This is a genomic window from Vibrio genomosp. F6 (genome assembly GCF_005146325.1).
GTDB lineage: Bacteria > Pseudomonadota > Gammaproteobacteria > Enterobacterales > Vibrionaceae > Vibrio > Vibrio cortegadensis.
Genome location: NZ_SYUT01000024.1, coordinates 160,831 through 179,769, shown reverse-complemented (window position 1 = coordinate 179,769; position 18,939 = coordinate 160,831). Strand labels below are relative to the sequence as shown.

At 42.2% G+C, this 18,939-nt stretch carries 11 protein-coding genes; 8 read left to right on the top strand and 3 right to left on the bottom strand.

Annotated elements, in window-relative coordinates:
* Positions 1-186: 186 nt before the first annotated feature.
* Positions 187-1,407 (top strand): serine/threonine transporter SstT, encoded by a 1,221-nt coding sequence (sstT, locus tag FCV43_RS09700; protein ID WP_017052239.1) that lies wholly within the window; start codon positions 187-189, stop codon positions 1,405-1,407.
* Positions 1,408-1,473: 66 nt separating this feature from the next.
* Here sstT and FCV43_RS09695 read toward each other — a convergent pair whose 3' ends face one another.
* Positions 1,474-2,619: a tetratricopeptide repeat protein gene (locus FCV43_RS09695; RefSeq protein ID WP_136995037.1), complete on the bottom strand. Its 1,146-nt coding sequence runs from the start codon at positions 2,617-2,619 to the stop codon at positions 1,474-1,476.
* Between the two features lie 373 nt (positions 2,620-2,992).
* On the opposite strand from FCV43_RS09695, the gene FCV43_RS09690 reads away from it, so the two are divergent.
* The 3 genes from FCV43_RS09690 to pulA all read left to right on the top strand — a co-directional run bounded on the left by FCV43_RS09690 (position 2,993) and on the right by pulA (position 11,250).
* Positions 2,993-4,765: an alpha-amylase family protein gene (locus FCV43_RS09690; protein WP_136995036.1), complete on the top strand. Its 1,773-nt coding sequence runs from the start codon at positions 2,993-2,995 to the stop codon at positions 4,763-4,765.
* A gap of 312 nt (positions 4,766-5,077) precedes the next feature.
* A complete protein-coding gene (gene malE / locus FCV43_RS09685) occupies positions 5,078-6,256 on the top strand; it encodes a maltose/maltodextrin ABC transporter substrate-binding protein MalE (RefSeq protein WP_017052235.1) in 1,179 nt (392 codons plus the stop codon).
* Between the two features lie 629 nt (positions 6,257-6,885).
* The gene (gene pulA, locus FCV43_RS09680) at positions 6,886-11,250 is read left to right on the top strand and encodes a pullulanase-type alpha-1,6-glucosidase (RefSeq protein WP_136995175.1); all 4,365 of its coding nucleotides are present in this window, start codon (positions 6,886-6,888) and stop codon (positions 11,248-11,250) included.
* Between the two features lie 122 nt (positions 11,251-11,372).
* On the opposite strand, the gene FCV43_RS09675 is transcribed toward pulA, so the two are convergent.
* On the bottom strand, positions 11,373-11,804 hold the full coding sequence (locus FCV43_RS09675) for a bactofilin family protein (protein ID WP_136995035.1): 432 nt from the start codon (positions 11,802-11,804) through the stop codon (positions 11,373-11,375).
* Complete coding sequence (locus FCV43_RS09670; protein ID WP_113798572.1) at positions 11,708-12,655, bottom strand: M23 family metallopeptidase; 948 nt, start codon at positions 12,653-12,655, stop codon at positions 11,708-11,710. Before FCV43_RS09670 ends, FCV43_RS09675 begins: the two co-directional genes overlap by 97 nt.
* A gap of 249 nt (positions 12,656-12,904) precedes the next feature.
* On the opposite strand from FCV43_RS09670, the gene FCV43_RS09665 reads away from it, so the two are divergent.
* The 4 genes from FCV43_RS09665 to FCV43_RS09650 all read left to right on the top strand — a co-directional run bounded on the left by FCV43_RS09665 (position 12,905) and on the right by FCV43_RS09650 (position 18,937).
* Complete coding sequence (locus FCV43_RS09665; protein ID WP_136995034.1) at positions 12,905-13,573, top strand: HAD family hydrolase; 669 nt, start codon at positions 12,905-12,907, stop codon at positions 13,571-13,573.
* A gap of 225 nt (positions 13,574-13,798) precedes the next feature.
* Complete coding sequence (locus FCV43_RS09660) at positions 13,799-15,835, top strand: methyl-accepting chemotaxis protein (RefSeq protein WP_136995033.1); 2,037 nt, start codon at positions 13,799-13,801, stop codon at positions 15,833-15,835.
* A gap of 349 nt (positions 15,836-16,184) precedes the next feature.
* A complete protein-coding gene (locus tag FCV43_RS09655; protein WP_136995032.1) occupies positions 16,185-17,513 on the top strand; it encodes an anaerobic C4-dicarboxylate transporter in 1,329 nt (442 codons plus the stop codon).
* A 431-nt stretch (positions 17,514-17,944) separates the two neighbouring features.
* Positions 17,945-18,937 carry a BMP family ABC transporter substrate-binding protein gene (locus tag FCV43_RS09650; RefSeq protein ID WP_136995031.1) on the top strand — a complete coding sequence of 331 codons (993 nt, stop codon included), beginning with the start codon at positions 17,945-17,947 and terminating at the stop codon, positions 18,935-18,937.
* The last annotated feature ends 2 nt before the right edge of the window (positions 18,938-18,939 follow it).

Genomic DNA, 18,939 nt, shown 5'->3' with positions numbered 1-18,939 from the left:
AAAACACTCAAACAAATCATTTTATCAACATTTAACACCCAAAAAATCAACATAAGATAAGCTTTTATCCCATATTCAATAAAATCCTAGACACAAAATTTTGTGTAGTTAATATGTCAGATATTCAGTTAGCAAATAACTGAAATACTATAAAACTTATAAATTAACTTAATTGCAGGGATATATATGCAAAACAACAACCTTATCGCCCGCTTTGCCCGGGGCAATCTGGTACTTCAAATACTCGCCGGTATCGTTCTCGGTGCAGTACTTGCTAGTGCTTCTCCTAGTAGCGCTCAAAGTGTCGGCTTACTGGGTAGCCTTTTTGTCGGAGCATTAAAAGCGGTTGCACCCATTTTAGTCTTCATTCTTGTTGCTGCTTCGATCGCTAACCAAAAGAAAAATCAACACACGCATATGCGTCCAATTGTTGTTTTATACCTTTTTGGCACCTTTGCTGCTGCATTAACCGCTGTTCTAATGAGCTTCATGTTCCCAACCACTTTGACACTGGTTGCGGGTGCGGAAGGCACAACACCACCACAAGGCATCGCGGAAGTTTTAAATACTCTACTGTTCAAACTTGTCGATAACCCAGTAAATGCGTTAATGAGCGCTAACTATATTGGTATTTTGGCGTGGGCTGTTGGACTTGGTTTAGCACTTCACCATGCATCAGATACAACCAAAGCCGTCTTTGAAGATTTAAGCCACGGCGTATCACAAATCGTCCGTTTCATTATTCGCCTAGCGCCATTTGGTATCTTCGGTTTGGTTTCTTCAACGCTTGCTACGACCGGTTTTGAAGCACTTGGTGGTTACCTTCAACTACTGTTCGTATTGCTTGGTTCAATGGCGATCATTGCACTCGTGGTTAACCCGATCATTGTGTATGTAAAAACCAAAGAAAATCCATACCCTCTGATTTTCCAATGCATTCGTGAAAGTGGTGTCACTGCGTTTTTCACTCGTTCAAGCGCGGCTAACATTCCTGTCAACATGGCGTTATGTGAAAAGCTTAAGCTAGATGAAGATACTTACTCTGTATCCATTCCTCTAGGTGCAACAATCAACATGGCAGGCGCGGCAATAACAATCACAGTGCTAACTCTTGCTGCTGTTCATACAATGGGTATTGAAATTGACCTACTGACGGCGATACTACTGAGTGTAGTTGCCGCAGTCTCTGCTTGTGGTGCTTCAGGCGTTGCAGGTGGTTCACTACTGCTGATTCCATTAGCTTGTGGTTTATTTGGTATTTCAAACGACGTAGCAATGCAAGTCGTCGCGGTTGGTTTTATCATTGGTGTGATTCAAGACTCTGCTGAGACAGCGCTAAATAGCTCAACAGATGTCGTATTCACCGCTGCGGTATGTAAATCAGAGCAAAAGAAAGCGGCACAATAAGTTAGCCGATAAATATAAAAAAGAGAGCAATTTGCTCTCTTTTTTTTGTTTCTAGTTTGAATACTTCTAATGAGTTTGCGATTTATCTTCAGCCGAATAATCGCTATTGGGTAGAAAATCAAAACTGACATCGAAAGCAGACTTATTAACATCATCACTTTCGACAACTACATTATCAACAGGCTGCACATCTTCAGAACTTAATTTTTCAGGGAAGAACTCTTCTCGCTTATACAACTTATTCAATGCTCGAATAATCGAATGCTTAGGGGCAGATCCTTCCGTTAACTTTTTCATTAACGGCTTTGAAAGAGTTTGAAGCCCCACGACCGTTTCCACATCAATGATCCCACCAACCACATCCCTTGCTGCCCGTGCTGGTTCATAACCGAAGTGAGCCGAAAGAAATAGCCATATATACGCAATCGCATTGCCATTCGCGCCGTGTTCACGCCATGCCTCACCGGCATGATACATCGCTTCATAACTTCCTTTTTCAGCGGCTAGCTCTAGCCAGTAACACCCTTTTGTGTGGCTTTTTTCAACACCGATACCATGCAGATAGTTCAAGCCTAACTTGATACGACCGTTACTATTCCCTTTATTTGCCGCAAACTGATACCACTCAGAAGAAGCCACTGGTGATTTATTCATGTTCTCTTTAGACATACTCCAATCGCCCATAAAAAGCATTGCCTCAACATTGCCTTCATCAGCCACTTCTTCAATAACAGAGACACCTTTAGGTATATTTTTATCGGTGCCTCGCCCGCCAATTAGGGCTTTGCCTGCTTCATATTTTGCGTGCTTATCACCATCAGCCGCAGCGATACTCAATCTCCAAAAATTAGCCTGCTCTTTCAAGATAAGGTCATCTTTTACGCGATCACTGATTCTAACCACACCGTACATGCCACTTACATTGTCCAATTTAGCCGCTTTATTGTACCAGTACAGTGCTTCTTTCAAATTTCCTCGTTCTGCTTCTTTAGCCAAAAACAAAATCGTTGGTACATGCCCAGTTTCAGCTTTGAATACTCGCTCTTGTTGCTCTTGCTGCTTTGCCTTTTCAATCGCTTTACGATAAGCCACTTCTCTCGCTTTGCGTTCTTGTTCGATTCTCTGCTTTCTTAAAGAGAGAGAAACCAACCAAACGAACACTAGCACTAAAGAAAGCAATGTCGCTCCAATCGCAATTCCCATCGTACTCATAAATATCATTCTTTTATGGTTATTCAGCACTACTGCTTAAAATCTCTTAAACAGAACGTAATTATTAGTTTTATAGCGGCTCGATTATATAAAACTTGAGCATTATTCACTCATCTATTTGTACAAACAGCACTCAATTAAGCAATAAAAATTGAAAACTGAGACCTCAAAGCGAACCCTACGCCCCTAAAGATGAGTAAAGGATGATTTATCCGAGAATAAATTTCGCTAGCCTAAAATCACTAACAACAAACAGTGGCTTACTTTCAATAACTTACCCAAAGATAATGCATACCTCCAACCTATCAGTAGGCACGGTGTGATTAATTCATGAAATTGGGTTAAAGCGATGAAACACAAGGTAATATCAAATATGCAAAACCACAAATTCTCGATTTATCAAGTCTTCACTCGTTTATTTGGCAATACATCAACGACTAATCAGCCATGGGGAACGGCGGCACAAAATGGAATTGGAAAATTCAGTGACTTTACCCACACGGCACTATCTGAAATTAAATCGCTCGGAATAACCCATATCTGGTACACCGGGGTACCCCACCATGCTGTGATTCAAGACTATCAAAATTATGGCATCAGCAATGATCACCCTAGCGTTGTCAAAGGACGAGCAGGATCTCCATATGCTGTCAAAGATTACTACTCCGTAAACCCTGACTTGGCTGACGATCCTGCTCGACGAAATCAAGAATTCGAGCAACTCATCGAACGTAGCCATCAACATGATTTAAAAGTGATCATTGATATTGTACCGAATCACATTGCTCGTCAGTACAAAGGGTTAAACAACCCAGAAGATGTTCAAGACTTCGGCTATGACGATGACACAAGCGTCGAATATCACCGCCATAACAACTTTTACTACATCCCAAAACAAGCATTTCAACTGCCTGATATCCCAATGCAATTTTTACCTCTCGGGGGAGAAATGCACCCTTCATTACAAGCACCGTTCAATGAGTCTCCAGCCAAATGGACTGGAAATGGCTCAAGGCTTGCCAAACCTAATTTTGATGATTGGTATGAGACCGTGAAGATAAATTATGGTGTTAGACCTGATGGAAGCAAAGATTTTGACGAACTTCCAGAACACTATGAAGAGCTTGGTTATCAAGAGCATTTCGCCTTTTGGCAACAAAAAGAGGTGCCTGACTCTTGGAAAAAGTTCCGTGATATCGCGTTATTCTGGCTCGACAAAGGGGTAGATGGGTTCCGTTATGACATGGCAGAGATGGTGCCCGTGGAGTTTTGGAGTTATATGAACTCGGCAATCAAAATGAAAAATCCCGACGCTTTTTTGATGGCTGAAGTCTATCAACCCGATCTTTATCGCACTTATATTCATCAAGGAAAAATGGACTATCTATACGATAAAGTGGATTTATACGATTCACTTAAAGATATCATCCAAGGGCGTGGAGACACAAAAAACATCTCTGATATCCAATCGGCCATGGCAGATATTGAACATCACATGCTGCACTTTTTAGATAACCATGATGAACAACGTATTGCTTCACCACAATTTGCTGGGGACGCAAACTTAGCTCGCCCAGCAATGCTGATCAGCACTCTCATGAGTAGTTCGCCAACCATGATCTATTTTGGTCAAGAGGTGGGAGAACCTGGCGCAGAAGAGGCCGGATTCGGACAACCGTCTAGAACCTCTATCTTTGATTATATCGGCGTTCCACATCATCAGCGATGGATGAATGACGGTAAATTTGATGGCCATTTGCTCACTGAGAATGAAAAATCACTGCGCAACTTCTATAAGAGCTTACTCAACTTTTCTCTCAATGCTTCCTGCATGACTGGGAAATTTGATGATTTATATCTCCGAAACCAGCAGCAACTTGGACAACGAACGTATCTGTTCGCCCGTCATGATCATCACCAAGTTGTTATTGTTGTGGCTAATTTTGATAGCCAATTAAGCTTAGAGCCAACGTTAACCATAAACGGCGATGTAATAGAAAAATGGCAATTAAGCGATGGTGAGTATCAGTTCATTGAGCAAATCGAAGGGAAACAGTCACTATTATTGACCGTCAAAGAGGGAGTGGGGTCGCTTTCCATTCCTTTACAACCTCTCGCATCATATGCGTTTAGCTTAATAAAATAGATCTTTAGGGCACTTTTCGAAGTGCCCTATTTTTAGGTCGATATTACTCAAGAAAATATTCCGTTCCTCCTCACACTTCTTTAAATACTTTTCAAGCGCAATTCTTTGTAAATGTTGATTAGCGTCACTCATAATTACTATGAAATAGTTTTTAGCTATATCAGATCACCTTTAGCCTATTTCTCAACCACTATCCAACCTCGTAAAATAGAGAAAAATTCAAATAGTTGTCTCACTTCAAACCTGAGCGAACCTAGCTGTGAATTGGATATCTTTTCGCCTAACGGAACGTTCGATATAACGGAATACATTATGAAACGTGCAATTAAAACTTTATCTGTCTGTGCTCTTGCCACTCTTATCGCATCACCAGTTATGGCGATGGAAGAAGGCGAAATTACTATCTGGATCAATGGCGATAAAAGCTATGATGGCTTATCCCTTATTGGCAAACAGTTTGAAGAAGACACCGGCGTTAAAGTGCGAGTTCAGCACCCAGATTCATTAGAAGCGAAATTCCAACAAGCTGCCGCAACGGGTGGCGGTCCTGATATTATTTTTTGGGCTCATGACCGCTTTGGTGGCTACGCTGAATCTGGCCTACTTTATGAAATCAACCCAAGCAAAGAGTTCAAGAACAAGTTGGCAGACTTCAGTTGGGATGCCGTAACATTTGACGGCAAACTCGTCGGCTACCCAGTTGCGATTGAAACTCCTTCTCTTATTTACAACAAAGATTTACTTCCAAACCCACCAAAAACATGGGAAGAACTTGAGTCCATTCATAAAGAGATGGCAGCCCAAGGCAAAACTGGCCTAATGTGGGATGTTAAGAACGCATACTTCACCTGGCCAATGATCTCTTCTGGTGGCGCATTTGCATTTGAAAAAACGGCAACAGGCTACAATGCAAAAAGCACTGGCGTAAACAACGCGGCAGGTGTCCACGGCCTTCAATTCCTAGTGGATATGGTAAATAAAGGGGTAATTAACCCAAATATGGACTACTCCGTTGCTGAAGGTGCGTTCACGAAAGGTGAAGCGGCAATGACCATTAATGGCCCTTGGGCATGGGGTAACCTAGATAAACTTGGCGTAAATTATGGTGTCGCGGTTCTACCAACCCTAAACGGTGGTAAAGGCAATCCATTCGTAGGCATACTAAGTGCTGGTATCAACGCTGCGAGCCCTAATACAGACCTAGCCGTTGAGTTCTTGGAAAATTACTTGTACAAAGATGAATCACTTAAAATCATGAACGATGATAAACCTCTAGGGGCTGTAACCCTTAAATCGTTCCAAAAAATCTTAGAAAGTGATGAAAGAATCAAGTCAACAATGATCAATGCGGAGAATGGCGAAATAATGCCAAACATCCCTCAAATGACGGCATACTGGTTCGCAGAAGGTGCTGCAATTGATAATGCAATGCAAGGAAAGCAAACCGTAAAAGAAGCCTTGGATATGGCAGCGAAACAAATCACCAAATAATTTAAGTTGTTTAGAAAATAATAATAAAAGGTACACCCAATTGGCTGTACCTTTTTTATCGCCTTTCAAAGACATCATATCCTGTATATTTAAATCACTTATAACCGCCGCCAGTCTAATATCTCATCCGCCCAATTCAAAATGCAACAATAAACTCACAACTTTACCCGCCAACCTATCCCCATCCAAAGCACAACCCTACCAACAATAGATAAATCTAAAATAATCATTTATAATCAACAAAATAGATAGAGCATAACTGTTTCACCCATTCAACCAGTCACACAATAATGTTAATTTGCTTCGTAAAATAACCAGTCGAAAAACAAGCCTTTCATCACTAAATGGAGGCTTAGTACTCATCCCCCTCTTCTCCACCTTATTTCTACGCCCTTATAAAAAACAGAAAAATAATTGAGCTATTGATCTACATTTGCATTAAAAAATGCACTACAAAATGTGACTCGCATATTACCAAATGGATAATAACCCCAAAAAAATAACTTTATAAATAAAGTTCACATTAAGTAGAAGGCATATGTTTTTAATATATTAAAATTAAAGTCATCATAATATGGATATATAACGTGAATACAAAACTCTTTAAACTTTCAACCCTATCAAAGGCAATGATTCCGCTATTGTCCGCGGCCGTAATTACTGGCTGTGGTAGCGATAGCGACTCATCATCACCTGTGGTCCCTGCTCCTTCAACCCCAGGAGAAGTCGAGCTAACACCGAGTGTTAATTTACCAGCAGCCGCTCCAACGCCAACAGCCGATCAAGTTGTTGTCAGTTACATCGCGCCTGCAGTGAGTACTTTCAAAACAGTAACAAAAACGGTTGATTGGAATCTTGTATGCGGTGAGAAAAGTTTCACCGCAACTTCATCGGATGAATTTGGCCCAATTTGGCTTCTAACCGCAGCAGATGTCATTGGAGCTTGTAACATCTCAGATGGCTCGACCGATGTTCCTGTCGCAATTGATGCTGATGACGCAGGAAAATCACTGGGTGTCGCTTCAAATGGCACAAAAATCACGGGCTCTCGTCAAGACACCTTCATGGCTTCTCACGGCCTAGATCAAACGGGAACGGATGTAAAATTACCGAAAGTTTCCGCTCCTGATGAGCTTCCTGCTCCAGCGTCAGGCTACTTTGCACTGAACCTTTATGATGCACTTGGTGATTACAAAGAAGAAGGTGCCGATAAAGATGGCTACGGTAACCTGAACCTACATATTTGGAATAACAGTAACTGTAATGCCGTCGACCCTACAGCGGTCAATAATGGCTGGGATGATGTCTCTGTGACTCCAAGCGACTCTGACGAGTTTGGTCCAGTGTGGTACATCCCTGTAACGGATGATCCGACTCAATGTTTCAATGTCATTTTCCGTAACTCAAATAAAGATAAGTTGATTAACAGCGATTTAGTTATCGATATCTCAAATATTGCTGATAATCCAAGCGTCACTTATATCCCAGGAAACCAAACGTCTTACGCGACCCGAGCACTTGCGTTTGAAACAGGTGGCCCATCATCTGAATTTACCATTGATACCGTTGGTGCCATCCTATTAGATGACAACACTATGGTATGGAAAGCTGGTTCAGGCGCCGACTTAGTACAAATAATGTTCACGCCTAATGGTAAATTTGACGTATCGGAAGATGGTGTTGTAAGCGGTACATCTATCAAACTAACGAGTACAGATCTTTCGGATGAACAGAAAGCGAAATTCCCACATTTAGCTGATTACCCTGCGTTTGAAATTCCGACACTTCCTGCTGACTTAGCTTTAGCAAACCTGATGAAAGGTAGCATGGTCGCTATCTCTTCAAGTAATGGCGCTGATGGCGAAGCCTCTGAATTACGTTCATCAACTGCGATTCAATATGCTGGTGCTCTTGACGCAATCTTTGCTGAAGCGGCGACCGACTTAGAGTATGGCCCGATCTACAGCGATGATGGCGTTACTTTCCGTCTTTGGGCTCCAACAGCAACCGATGTTGAACTGGTTGTTTACAATAGCGGCAAGTCCGTTGTATCGCGCCATGAGATGACAGAAGACAGCAAGTCAGGCAGCTGGAGTGTTGAGCTAGAGAAAGATACGGTTGATGGCCAATTCTACCGTTATGCGATGAAGGTTTTCCAACCTCGCGAACAAAAAGGCTACGGCTACGAAGTAACTGACCCATACTCAGTCAGCTTATCGACCAACTCTCTATACAGCCAAGCAGTTGACCTTGATTCTGATGATCTTAAACCAGATGGGTGGGATAGTTTAAAATCACCTCATCCACAAAATGAAGCTGATGGTGATTTATCTGACATGGTGATCTACGAATCACATGTTCGTGACTTCTCTGCTCGTGATGCTAGCACTGAAAACAAAGGTAAATACTTAGCGTTTACAGAAGCGGACTCAAAACCGGTTGATCACCTAAAACAGTTAAGTGAAGCGGGGATGACCCATTTACACTTAATGCCTGTTTTTGACATTGCAACGATCAACGAAGACCCATCGCAAGTCGCAAATATCGATCAACCATTCAGCAAACTGTGTTCACTTAAACCGGAAATCAAGAACGACGACAAATTCAAAGAGTACTGTGACAGTGGCAACACCATCGCAGAAGCCTTTGAAGAACTTCAAACAGAAGACAATAAAGACAACGCTGTTGTTGAAGCATTAAACGAATATGTTCGTGCTGTCGATAGCTACAACTGGGGCTACGACCCATACCACTACACTGTGCCAGAAGGTTCATACGCCACCGATGCTGAAGGTAGCAAACGTATCCTTGAGTTCCGTGAAATGGTTCAGTCAGTTAAAAAAGATGTTGGCATGAACGTTGTCGTCGATGTGGTATACAACCACACCAACGCATCAGGCCTTAACGACAAGTCAGTACTTGATAAAGTCGTACCGCTTTATTACCAACGTTTAGTGCCAGATACAGGTTCTGTTGAAACTTCTACCTGTTGTGACAATACCGCACCAGAAAATGCGATGTTTGCTAAGCTGATTGATGACTCTGTTCAAACATGGACAGAAGCTTATAAGATCGATGCCTTCCGTTGGGATTTGATGGGACACCATCCACTGTCACAAATGAAAGGAACTTTAGAAGCTGCTCGCAAAGTGAATCCTGATGTTTACTTCTACGGTGAAGGTTGGAACTTTGGTGAAGTTGCAGATAACAAACGCTTCATTCAAGCGACTCAACCAAACCTAGGTGGTACTGGTATTGGTTCATTCTCTGACCGTCTACGTGACGCAGTACGTGGCGGTAGCCCATTCGATAGCGGTGATTCAATCAGAGAGACTCAAGGCTTTGCAACGGGTGCAGCGACGCTTCCTAACGAGCGAATGCTTGATGCAGAAGGTAACGTATCGGCAGCAGAAGTTAAGCGTGCTCAACAACAAGTTGACCTTACTCGTTTAGGCATGGCGGGTAACCTTAAAAACTTCAAGATGGTTGATTTCGAAGGCAATACGCAAGTCGGTTCATCTATCGATTACAACGGCCAAAACGCAGGCTATGCAGAGCAACCTTGGGAAGTTCAAAACTACGTTTCTAAACACGATAACCAAACCTTCTGGGACAGCAACATGTTCAAAGTTGCCGAAGAAGCGACCGTTGAAGAACGTGTTCAGATGCAAACGATCGGTATGTCTACGGTTCTACTAGGCCAAGCGATTCCATTTAACCATATGGGTGGTGAACTCCTTCGTTCTAAATCGATGCAACGTGACTCTTACGATTACGGTGATTGGTACAACCTAGTTGACTTTACTCTAGCGGATAACAACTGGAATAAAGGCTTACCAGCAAAAGAGAAAGATGCAGCGAACTACGACCAAATCACTCGTGCAACGGCTGACATAAACTCTCAACCTACTGCTGTCAATATGGAACGTATGTTTGAGAACTACAAAGAGTTACTGACTCTACGTAAAGCAAGCGACTTGATGACACTGCCAAGTGCTGAAGAAATCATGAACCGTGTCGATTTCCGTAATACAGGCAAAGGTCAAACAACCGGTTTAATTGTGATGACCATTGATAATGGTACGACACAAACTGTGGACTTAGACCCAACCCTTGATGCTATCGTCGTTATGATTAACGCAACACCTAACGCACAGACTGCTAAAGACTTTAAGGACAATGAAGATAAACTGATCGCACTAACTGGCTTTGAACTGAGCAGCAAGCATAAAACTGATGGCATTGCAGGAGATGCAAGCTTTGCCGATGGTACTTTCACGGTTCCAGCATGGTCAACAGCTGTCTTTGTTCAAGCTCGTGGTGATGCACGCGGTCTAGGTTTACCTGTTGCACTGAAAAAAGCAGACTTACCTCCATTCGGTAAAACCAAGGTATACATTGCTGGTGGATTTGAGCAAGCAAACTGGAACCCTTCAGCAATTGAAGTTCCTTACACTAACAGCGGTCTCTACACTGTCCAACTAGGACTTGGCACCGATACTGGCTATAAGTTCACCAAGGGTTCTTGGGATGATCAAATCAGCTGTGATAACGATAACTGCCCATCAAACTTCACTGACATGGGAATGTACGAGTTCTCGCTGGATGCGACAGACCCAGAAAACCCGGTCGTTGTTGATGCTAAATTAGCAGAAAGCTATAAAGATAAAACATGGTTTATTCCAGGAACACTTGCTGGAGGTTGGGATCACGCTGATGGACGTCAAATGACAACTGACTCTAAAGATGCGACTCTAGTGACTTTCACAACGGGCGAACTCACCGCTGATGAAACGACTGAGTTTAAATTTACTTGTGGTGGATGGGGCAATTGTGAACATGGTTTCTCTGCTGTCACCGTCGCTGACGAATCATTACCACTAACAGATAACAATGGAAATATCGCCTTCACACCAGCAGACACTGGAGCATATACAGTTACGTTCGATATTCTATCAAAACAAGTATCGATTAAAGCTGAAGGTATCAAGTAGTATTCGCTACTAACCGATAAAAAGCCCCGAACGTATTGGCGTTCGGGGCTTTTATATTTCTGTTGTAAAGATGCTTATGTATTCTCTGCCAAAGAATCAGACACCTACAATACCACTATCGCTTATTGGTTCACTTGCGCCAATATCTCAGGGTCGTCACACTTTCCGGCTTGCATTTCTTTTAGTTCAACAACTTGGTTTGAAGAAGCAGGGTGAGTCGTTCCGCTAAACTTACCGCCTTGTTCAATGCTTAAGTTGTCGCTGTAAATGGTACCACTCACTTGACCTTGACTGAGCACTTCAACACTATTGGCATGGCAGATACCATCAAGAGAACCGTTCACAATGACTTTGTCTGCAAATATTTCCCCTCGGATACAACCAGCTTGGCTGATCACTAGAGTCTTGGCGACATGAATTTCACCTTCAATCTCGCCATCAACTTGGATATCACTCTCTAGCTTGAATTGTCCGCTAATTGCACAACCTTTTGCGATGAGAGTTGTAGCTGAGCGCTGACTCTGTGCTCGACTTTGTTTACTAAAGATTCCCATCGGATACCTCGTTCTTTACTAAATATTGATTCAAATTCATTTACTCCCCAATCGACAAACGGTCGAGGATCTAACGCTCGGCCAACAAAACGAATTTCATAATGCAGATGTGGACCAGAAGACAGGCCACTATTTCCTGAGTAACCAATCAGGTCGCCTTTCTGTACAAAATTACCCCTTTTCACTGCAAACTTTTTCAAGTGAGAGTATGAGCTCGAAAAGCCGTAAGAGTGTTGCAAACGTAAAAAATTACCGGAGCCTTTATTACTAGGCCTAGTCACTTCTACGACACCGTCTGCTGGTGCATAAATAGGAGTGCCTGTATTTACTGCAAAATCTTGTCCGCGATGAGTCTTTATTTTGCCTGTGATAGGGTGCTTGCGTTTACCATAACCTGAAGAAATTCGCGCATTATGTACAGGAGCACCACTTGGAATCTGGGTGAGCATCACCATTCTGACAGAAGAGGTAATGGCTGCGGTATCTAAGCGTGATTCTAATTCACCGCTACTCTCTTTCATTCCAAGAACTTTTTCTAAGTCCCCTAAGCGGTCAGAGACAATATGCATTCGCTCTTCACGCTCTAACAGATCACTCTCTAAATCCAGTTTAAGATCTTTTAAAGAGGTCACTTCTTCAGTCAGCGTCATTGATTGACTGACGAGCTCTTGTTGCTTAGATTTTGCAAAATCAACTTCGTTCGACAAGTAGTAAATCGCACCACCAGCCGAAATCACACACGCAATGAACGAATACCCGACACATTTCAGGCAATGGCGATACCACTTATTTAAATGGTAATGTTTTGTCCCTCGCACTGAGGATACTGAAACAATGACTCTTTCTTTCATAACTACCAAAAGTCGCTAACCATTAGAAGTCGCCGATTCTAACAATCTTAAGCTCTATCCCGTAATGAATCGCTCATCAATTCCACACTATTCACATTGTTATTGTTCAATTTGTGATTTAGCGCCAAACTAACGCCCCATTGAATCGTTCCATTATTGCTTAAAGGGATGGCATCAATTCATGATATAAATATCAGTTCTTAACTCACTGCGCATGACACGAAATACATTATTGATTGGAGATAAACCATGATCAAAGCACTACTTTTTGATATGGATGGACTGATTTTTGATACAGAATGGATCTATAAAGAGAGTTGGCAATACGCAACCCACCTTCAAGGTTTCGAGTTAAGTGACGAACTGTATTACGCATTTATTGGCGTTCAAGATAAAGATTGTGAGCGACTACTGACTCTGCATGTCTCAGAAAAAATAGATTTAGATATGCACCGAAATACTCGTAATGCCTATTTTAATTCGATGCGAGACAGTGGAGGGATCAAATACAAACTTGGGTTCCATGCCCTATTTTCCACATTAAAAAGCAAAAATTTGAAATGCGCCTTAGTCACGTCATCACCCCGTTCTGACGTTGAACGTAATTTTGAAGGAAGCCTCTATTTAGGTCAATTTGATACCATCATCACCGCAGACAGTGTTGCTCAAGGAAAACTAAGCCCCGACGGTTATTTAAAAGCCATACAACAACTTGGCATTGCGCCAGAAAATTGCTTAGTGCTTGAAGATTCTAACAATGGGGTGCTCGCAGGCCTAAAGGCTGGATGCATTACCGCGATGATACCTGACCTTTTAGGCCCAAGGCCGGATATAGAACCGCATATCCACTATATTCTGAGGGATCTCGAATCTGCCATTGGCATCATAGATTCTACACCTCAAGCTAAATTGCACTAAAAATACACTCACCCCATATGCCTATACAGCCACATTATCTTGTTTTTAAACGAGAATAGAAGTGATGAAAGTTTTGGCTCCCATCTTAGGTCATATTCACAATAGAAATAAAAGCTTAATGTATATCAAAATCCACTATTGATAATTTTGTCGTATGCGGTAAAACTGAACCATGAAATCATTCATCTAATATTGATATGTATGTCACCTAAACAAGGGCCACAAATGATAAATAGCTATAAAAACCGAAGTGTTGGGTTTCAACTCAAACTGGTCATTAGCCTGTGCTTACTCATTGCGTTCACTTCAATCGCAACATTAGCATATCGAACTGCATCAAAAACGCTACTCGAAACCACATTGACTGAACATCAGTCTAAAGTGGAAGCGATGGCTAAAACAATTTCAGGTCAATTCGATGCCTACCTGCATAGCGCAAAAACTTTAGAGTCCACTTTTCGAAATGGCTATCTAGCAGGTGTCTACTTAGAAGATTACACCGTTGATTTTCAAGGGAAAGAAATTTTTAACATCACTCAATATGGCGAAAGCTTGATCAACGATACTAAGCTTGTTGACAGCTTCACCCGTGATACTGGCGCAGTCGCAACACTCTTTGTACCATCCGGAAATGATTGGGTTCGCGTATCTACATCTTTAAAGAACCCAGCAGGTAACCGAGTCGTAGGAACAACCCTTGGAACCAACCACCCTGGTTATCAAAAACTGAAAAGTGGCCAACCTTACTTTTCACAAGTAAAACTGTTTGGCACAAATTACATCACTTATTACTCACCAATTTTGACCTCTGACGGTCGATCTATGGGGATCTCATTCATTGGTTTACCTGTAGAAGAAGCAACGCAAGAGCTGTTTAAATCTCTAAACTCAGTACATTGGGGAGATACGGGCTACACCATTCTTGTCGATAATGCTCAAGGACGTCAAGGCCGCTACCTACTCCACCCTAAAAACGATGAAAACGATCCGCCGATCACTGAGACAACAGATTACGCAGGTAACAAACCTTACTTACAAATCTTCGAACAAGCTTCAGGAACCATTACATATCCATATGAGTACAATGGAACGGTCGGTGAAAAATACTTAGTGTTCACCGAAGTTCCTGGCTGGAACTGGAAACTGTTAGGTGGCACATTTATTAAAGAAGTAACAAAAGGCAGCGATGAATTACTAAAATTAATCGCGCTCATTTCTGTACTCGTTGGCGCTGCAACATTTGTTGTATTGACCATCTTTTTGAATCGAACACTAAGTCCATTGACTTTGCTTAGTGGTTATATGACCAAGCTTGGTAAAGGCGAAGTCAGCATCAAAATCCCAATGGGCAGTGAGAATTCATCGAATGAGATCGTAAACCTCAACAATGGGGTTTCATCCATGGCGAGCCAGCTCGATGAATTGGTTGCTCAAATCCGAACCACCAGTGATAGCGTAAGCGCTCAATCTAATGATGTTGCTGGTAATGCTAATCAAAGCTTAACTCAAGCAGATGCGCAACAGCAGCAGGTTGAACAAGTCGTCGCAGCAATCGAAGAGATGGCAACGTCTGCACAATCCGTTGCTGAACAGGTTGAAGCGATTGCAGAGAATGTACGCCAAGCAGACACAGATAGCCAAGCAGGGCTTGAAGTTGTGGAAAGCGTCTGCATTGATGTCGCGCAGTTGAATGACCAGCTAGACCAGTCTGCTGAAGCGATTGAAACGGTTAATAAAGATAGTGAAAGCATTCAATCGGTCACAAGAATGATTGATGAAATAGCAGAACAAACCAATTTACTCGCTCTTAATGCGGCTATCGAAGCGGCTCGTGCGGGTGAACAAGGCCGTGGGTTTGCGGTTGTTGCTGATGAAGTTCGCACACTTGCACATCGCACACAAACATCGGTTAAAGATGTGGTGACGATTATTGATCAGCTAAAAAGCTCGACAAGCAATGCAGTGAAGTTAATGACACAGAGTCAAGACAATGCAAACCATGTATTGAACAAAGCACAACAAGCAGGCGGCGCGCTAGAGTCAATCGCAGAACAAGTCCGCTCAATCGCGTCTCAAGCGGATACCATTGCCGCAACATCTGAACAGCAAGCGCAAGTATCACAAGAAGTGGCAACCAGTGCGACCGAGATTAATGACCTTAACACTCAAAGTCGTAGTGTCAGTGAAAAAACATCCGCTAGCGCTCAGCAGCTTCAGCATGAGGCGAGCTCACTAAAACAGCAAGTTGATTTCTTCCATTAATAGACTCTTTGTTTAAAACGGTGATGACATTGATTTAGCCCAACGTCATCACCGAAGAGGATTTCACAATCATTGGGCCCCGCAATAACAGCGTTGTTGCGGGGTCTTCTTATATCCTCAATATGCATATTAATAAAAAGAATAATAAATTAACTCAGGAGGACAATTAACATAACGTTTTACCTACAGAATTTCCGTTATTTATTTACTTTTATCAGCTATAGCGTGACTAACCCTTAAGTATTAATATTCCATTTTTACTCGTTATTATTGTGTGAGCTGCATTTCATAAATTAAACCCATTTGAGCGGAAAATATATCCAACAATACTAATTAAAGGGATATATCTATGCTGTATTTAGAGTTTCTATTTTTGCTCTTAATGCTCTATATCGGTTCTCGCTACGGCGGTATCGGACTTGGAGTCGTGTCAGGAATCGGGCTTGTCGTTGAGGTTTTTGTTTTCAAAATGCCACCAACGTCTCCGCCAGTGACTGTGATGCTTATCATTTTAGCGGTTGTCACTTGTGCTTCAATTCTTGAAGCCGCAGGTGGATTGAAGTACATGCTTCAAGTCGCTGAAAAATTACTAAGAAAAAATCCGAAACGCGTGACGTTAATTGCCCCATTTGTTACCTATTCAATGACTTTCCTTCTGGGTACTGGTCATGCGGTTTACTCAATCATGCCCATTATTGGTGATGTTGCGTTGAAAAATGGCATTCGACCAGAGCGACCAATGGCGGCCTCTTCTGTTGCATCTCAAATTGCCATTACTGCTTCGCCAATCTCTGCTGCTGTTGTCTATTACCTCGCGCAATTGACAGATATCCAAGCCGATATCACGCTACTTTCTATCTTGTTGGTTACCGTTCCAGCAACGTTATTTGGTACGCTATTAATGTCTCTTTACAGCCTAAAACGTGGTAAAGAGTTAGAGGACGATGAAGAGTATCAAGCACGTTTGGAAGATCCTATTTGGCGCGAAAAAATCCTCAATACTACCGCGACATCTTTAGATGAAGAGCTACCAACCACTGCTCGTAATTCAGTATTAATCTTCTTAGCGGCGATTGCTGCCATTGTCTTCATTGCCATGGTTCCAGAGATCCGCACCATCGTTGACGGTGATAAGCCCATTAAAATGTCGGTTATCATTCAAATGATGATGCTCGCGTTTGGTGGTGTAATTCTTCTCGCCACAAAAACCGATCCTAGAGACGTACCTAACGGCGTGGTGTTCAAATCAGGAATGGTTGCGGCTATCGCTATCTTCGGTATCGCATGGATGTCCGACACCTACTTCAAATATGCAATGCCACAATTTAGATCCGGTATTGTTGAAATGGTAACGAACTACCCTTGGACCTTCGCTTTAGCGCTATTCATTGTATCTGTTGTGGTTAACTCACAAGCAGCGACGGCTCGGATGATGCTTCCTGTCGGCTTAGGGTTAGGACTTGACCCAGCTTTACTGATCGGCTTGATGCCTGCAGTATATGGTTACTTCTTTATTCCGAACTACCCATCAGACATTGCAACCGTGAACTTTGATAGCTCAGGAACCACTAAAATTGGCAAGTGGTACTTCAACCACTCCTTCATGTCTGTCGGTTTAATCGGCGTCATTGGTGCCTGCTGCTTAGGCTATGTTCTAGGACAGATCGTCATCGGCTAAACAGCAGCAACTGAATAACAACAATTAAAACGCAGGTGCTCTAGCCTGAACATGAGTGCTTGCGTTTTCCCCTTCTTAATATGCCATTTAGAGTTTAAGTATCGCTTACCAGCTTTAATTAACTTAATAATAGAAAACCCTCGCTTAACCGTATATTACCTCACAAATCAAATGGTTGCATTTCGTTACATTTGTAATATTGACAAGAACAAGTCGTATACTTTCCAATACGCACTCAATTGCTTTTAACAAATATCTAAAACTATAATCCAGTTGGCATTTTGTTTATTTTAATACCGTTATAATCAGCAATTGCGTCATTTAGGTGTTCAAATTATGGTCAATCCAAAGCAAAGTGCTGGCCAACATAATATATATAAAACTTAACACCTATGCGTCATACATAATAAAATAATAATTGAGACAATTCAGTGGCTAAAAAAATATTAGGGCTTATCGCAGCACTACTCACCTCCCACGCTCTTGCTGCTCATGACGAGTTAAAACCCTTAGTCTTATTTCAGGGAAAGTTAGATGAAGGAACTTATCTACACATGATTGATCGGGGCATCACTCGCTTTGAGGAGGTCTCTTTAATTCCCGTGACTCGTAAACGGCTTGAACGTGATAACGAAGCCTACCTCAGTGAGTTAAGAAAAAACGCAGAGCAAGGCTACAGCCCTATCATTGTTCAAGATGCTAATTCACTCGAACACTTTGATCAGGTGGCCAACAACTACCCATCGACTCGATTCATCTCTCTAGATGTCGCGTTCGATGTCCCTAACATATTGGGCCTTACCTTTAACCATGCAGAAGGTGCCTATGTGATTGGGTACGCTGCAGGGCTAAAAACGACAACAAACAAAGTTGGGTTTATCGGCGGGTTAGATATTCCTGTCATTGAAAACTTCCGCTGTGGGTATGAATTAGGGCTAAAAAAAGCCAACCCAACAGCCACGCTTTCTACTGATTACATTAATACAGGTGCGTTTTCGTGGGATGACTCTGCAACGGCGAAACGACTGGCAGAAACGATGACCAGCAATGATGTTGACGTTATATTTCCTGTCGCAGGCTTTGCTAGCCAAGCCGTCATGGAGACCATGAAAAATACAGAAGGTGGATTCAGTTTCGGAATCGACTATGACTACAGTAGTAAGTATCCAAACACGGTTGTAGCCTCATTAGAGAAGCGAGCTGACCGTGCTATTTTTGCGGCTCTAATGTTACTAAAAAATGATATATGGAACAGTAATGAGAAACGTTTTGGGATAAAACAAGGCATTATTAACATTATCATCAACCAGAATAATTCCAATTTATCCGATGATGAAAAAGAGCAGATCAATGATGTTCTCGTAAAACTGAAAGGCAAAAACAATTCAGTTACGCGTGAAATTTCAACCCTATGTCAGATATAAAA

Excerpts from the sequence above, each read along its gene's own strand:
- sstT (WP_017052239.1), top strand. The coding sequence starts at position 187 with ATGCAAAACAACAACCTTATCGCCCGCTTTGCCCGGGGCAATCTGGTA.
- FCV43_RS09695 (WP_136995037.1), bottom strand. The coding sequence starts at position 2,619 with ATGAGTACGATGGGAATTGCGATTGGAGCGACATTGCTTTCTTTAGTG.
- FCV43_RS09690 (WP_136995036.1), top strand. The coding sequence starts at position 2,993 with ATGCAAAACCACAAATTCTCGATTTATCAAGTCTTCACTCGTTTATTT.
- malE (WP_017052235.1), top strand. The coding sequence starts at position 5,078 with ATGAAACGTGCAATTAAAACTTTATCTGTCTGTGCTCTTGCCACTCTT.
- pulA (WP_136995175.1), top strand. The coding sequence starts at position 6,886 with ATGATTCCGCTATTGTCCGCGGCCGTAATTACTGGCTGTGGTAGCGAT.
- FCV43_RS09675 (WP_136995035.1), bottom strand. The coding sequence starts at position 11,804 with ATGGGAATCTTTAGTAAACAAAGTCGAGCACAGAGTCAGCGCTCAGCT.
- FCV43_RS09670 (WP_113798572.1), bottom strand. The coding sequence starts at position 12,655 with ATGAAAGAAAGAGTCATTGTTTCAGTATCCTCAGTGCGAGGGACAAAA.
- FCV43_RS09665 (WP_136995034.1), top strand. The coding sequence starts at position 12,905 with ATGATCAAAGCACTACTTTTTGATATGGATGGACTGATTTTTGATACA.
- FCV43_RS09660 (WP_136995033.1), top strand. The coding sequence starts at position 13,799 with ATGATAAATAGCTATAAAAACCGAAGTGTTGGGTTTCAACTCAAACTG.
- FCV43_RS09655 (WP_136995032.1), top strand. The coding sequence starts at position 16,185 with ATGCTGTATTTAGAGTTTCTATTTTTGCTCTTAATGCTCTATATCGGT.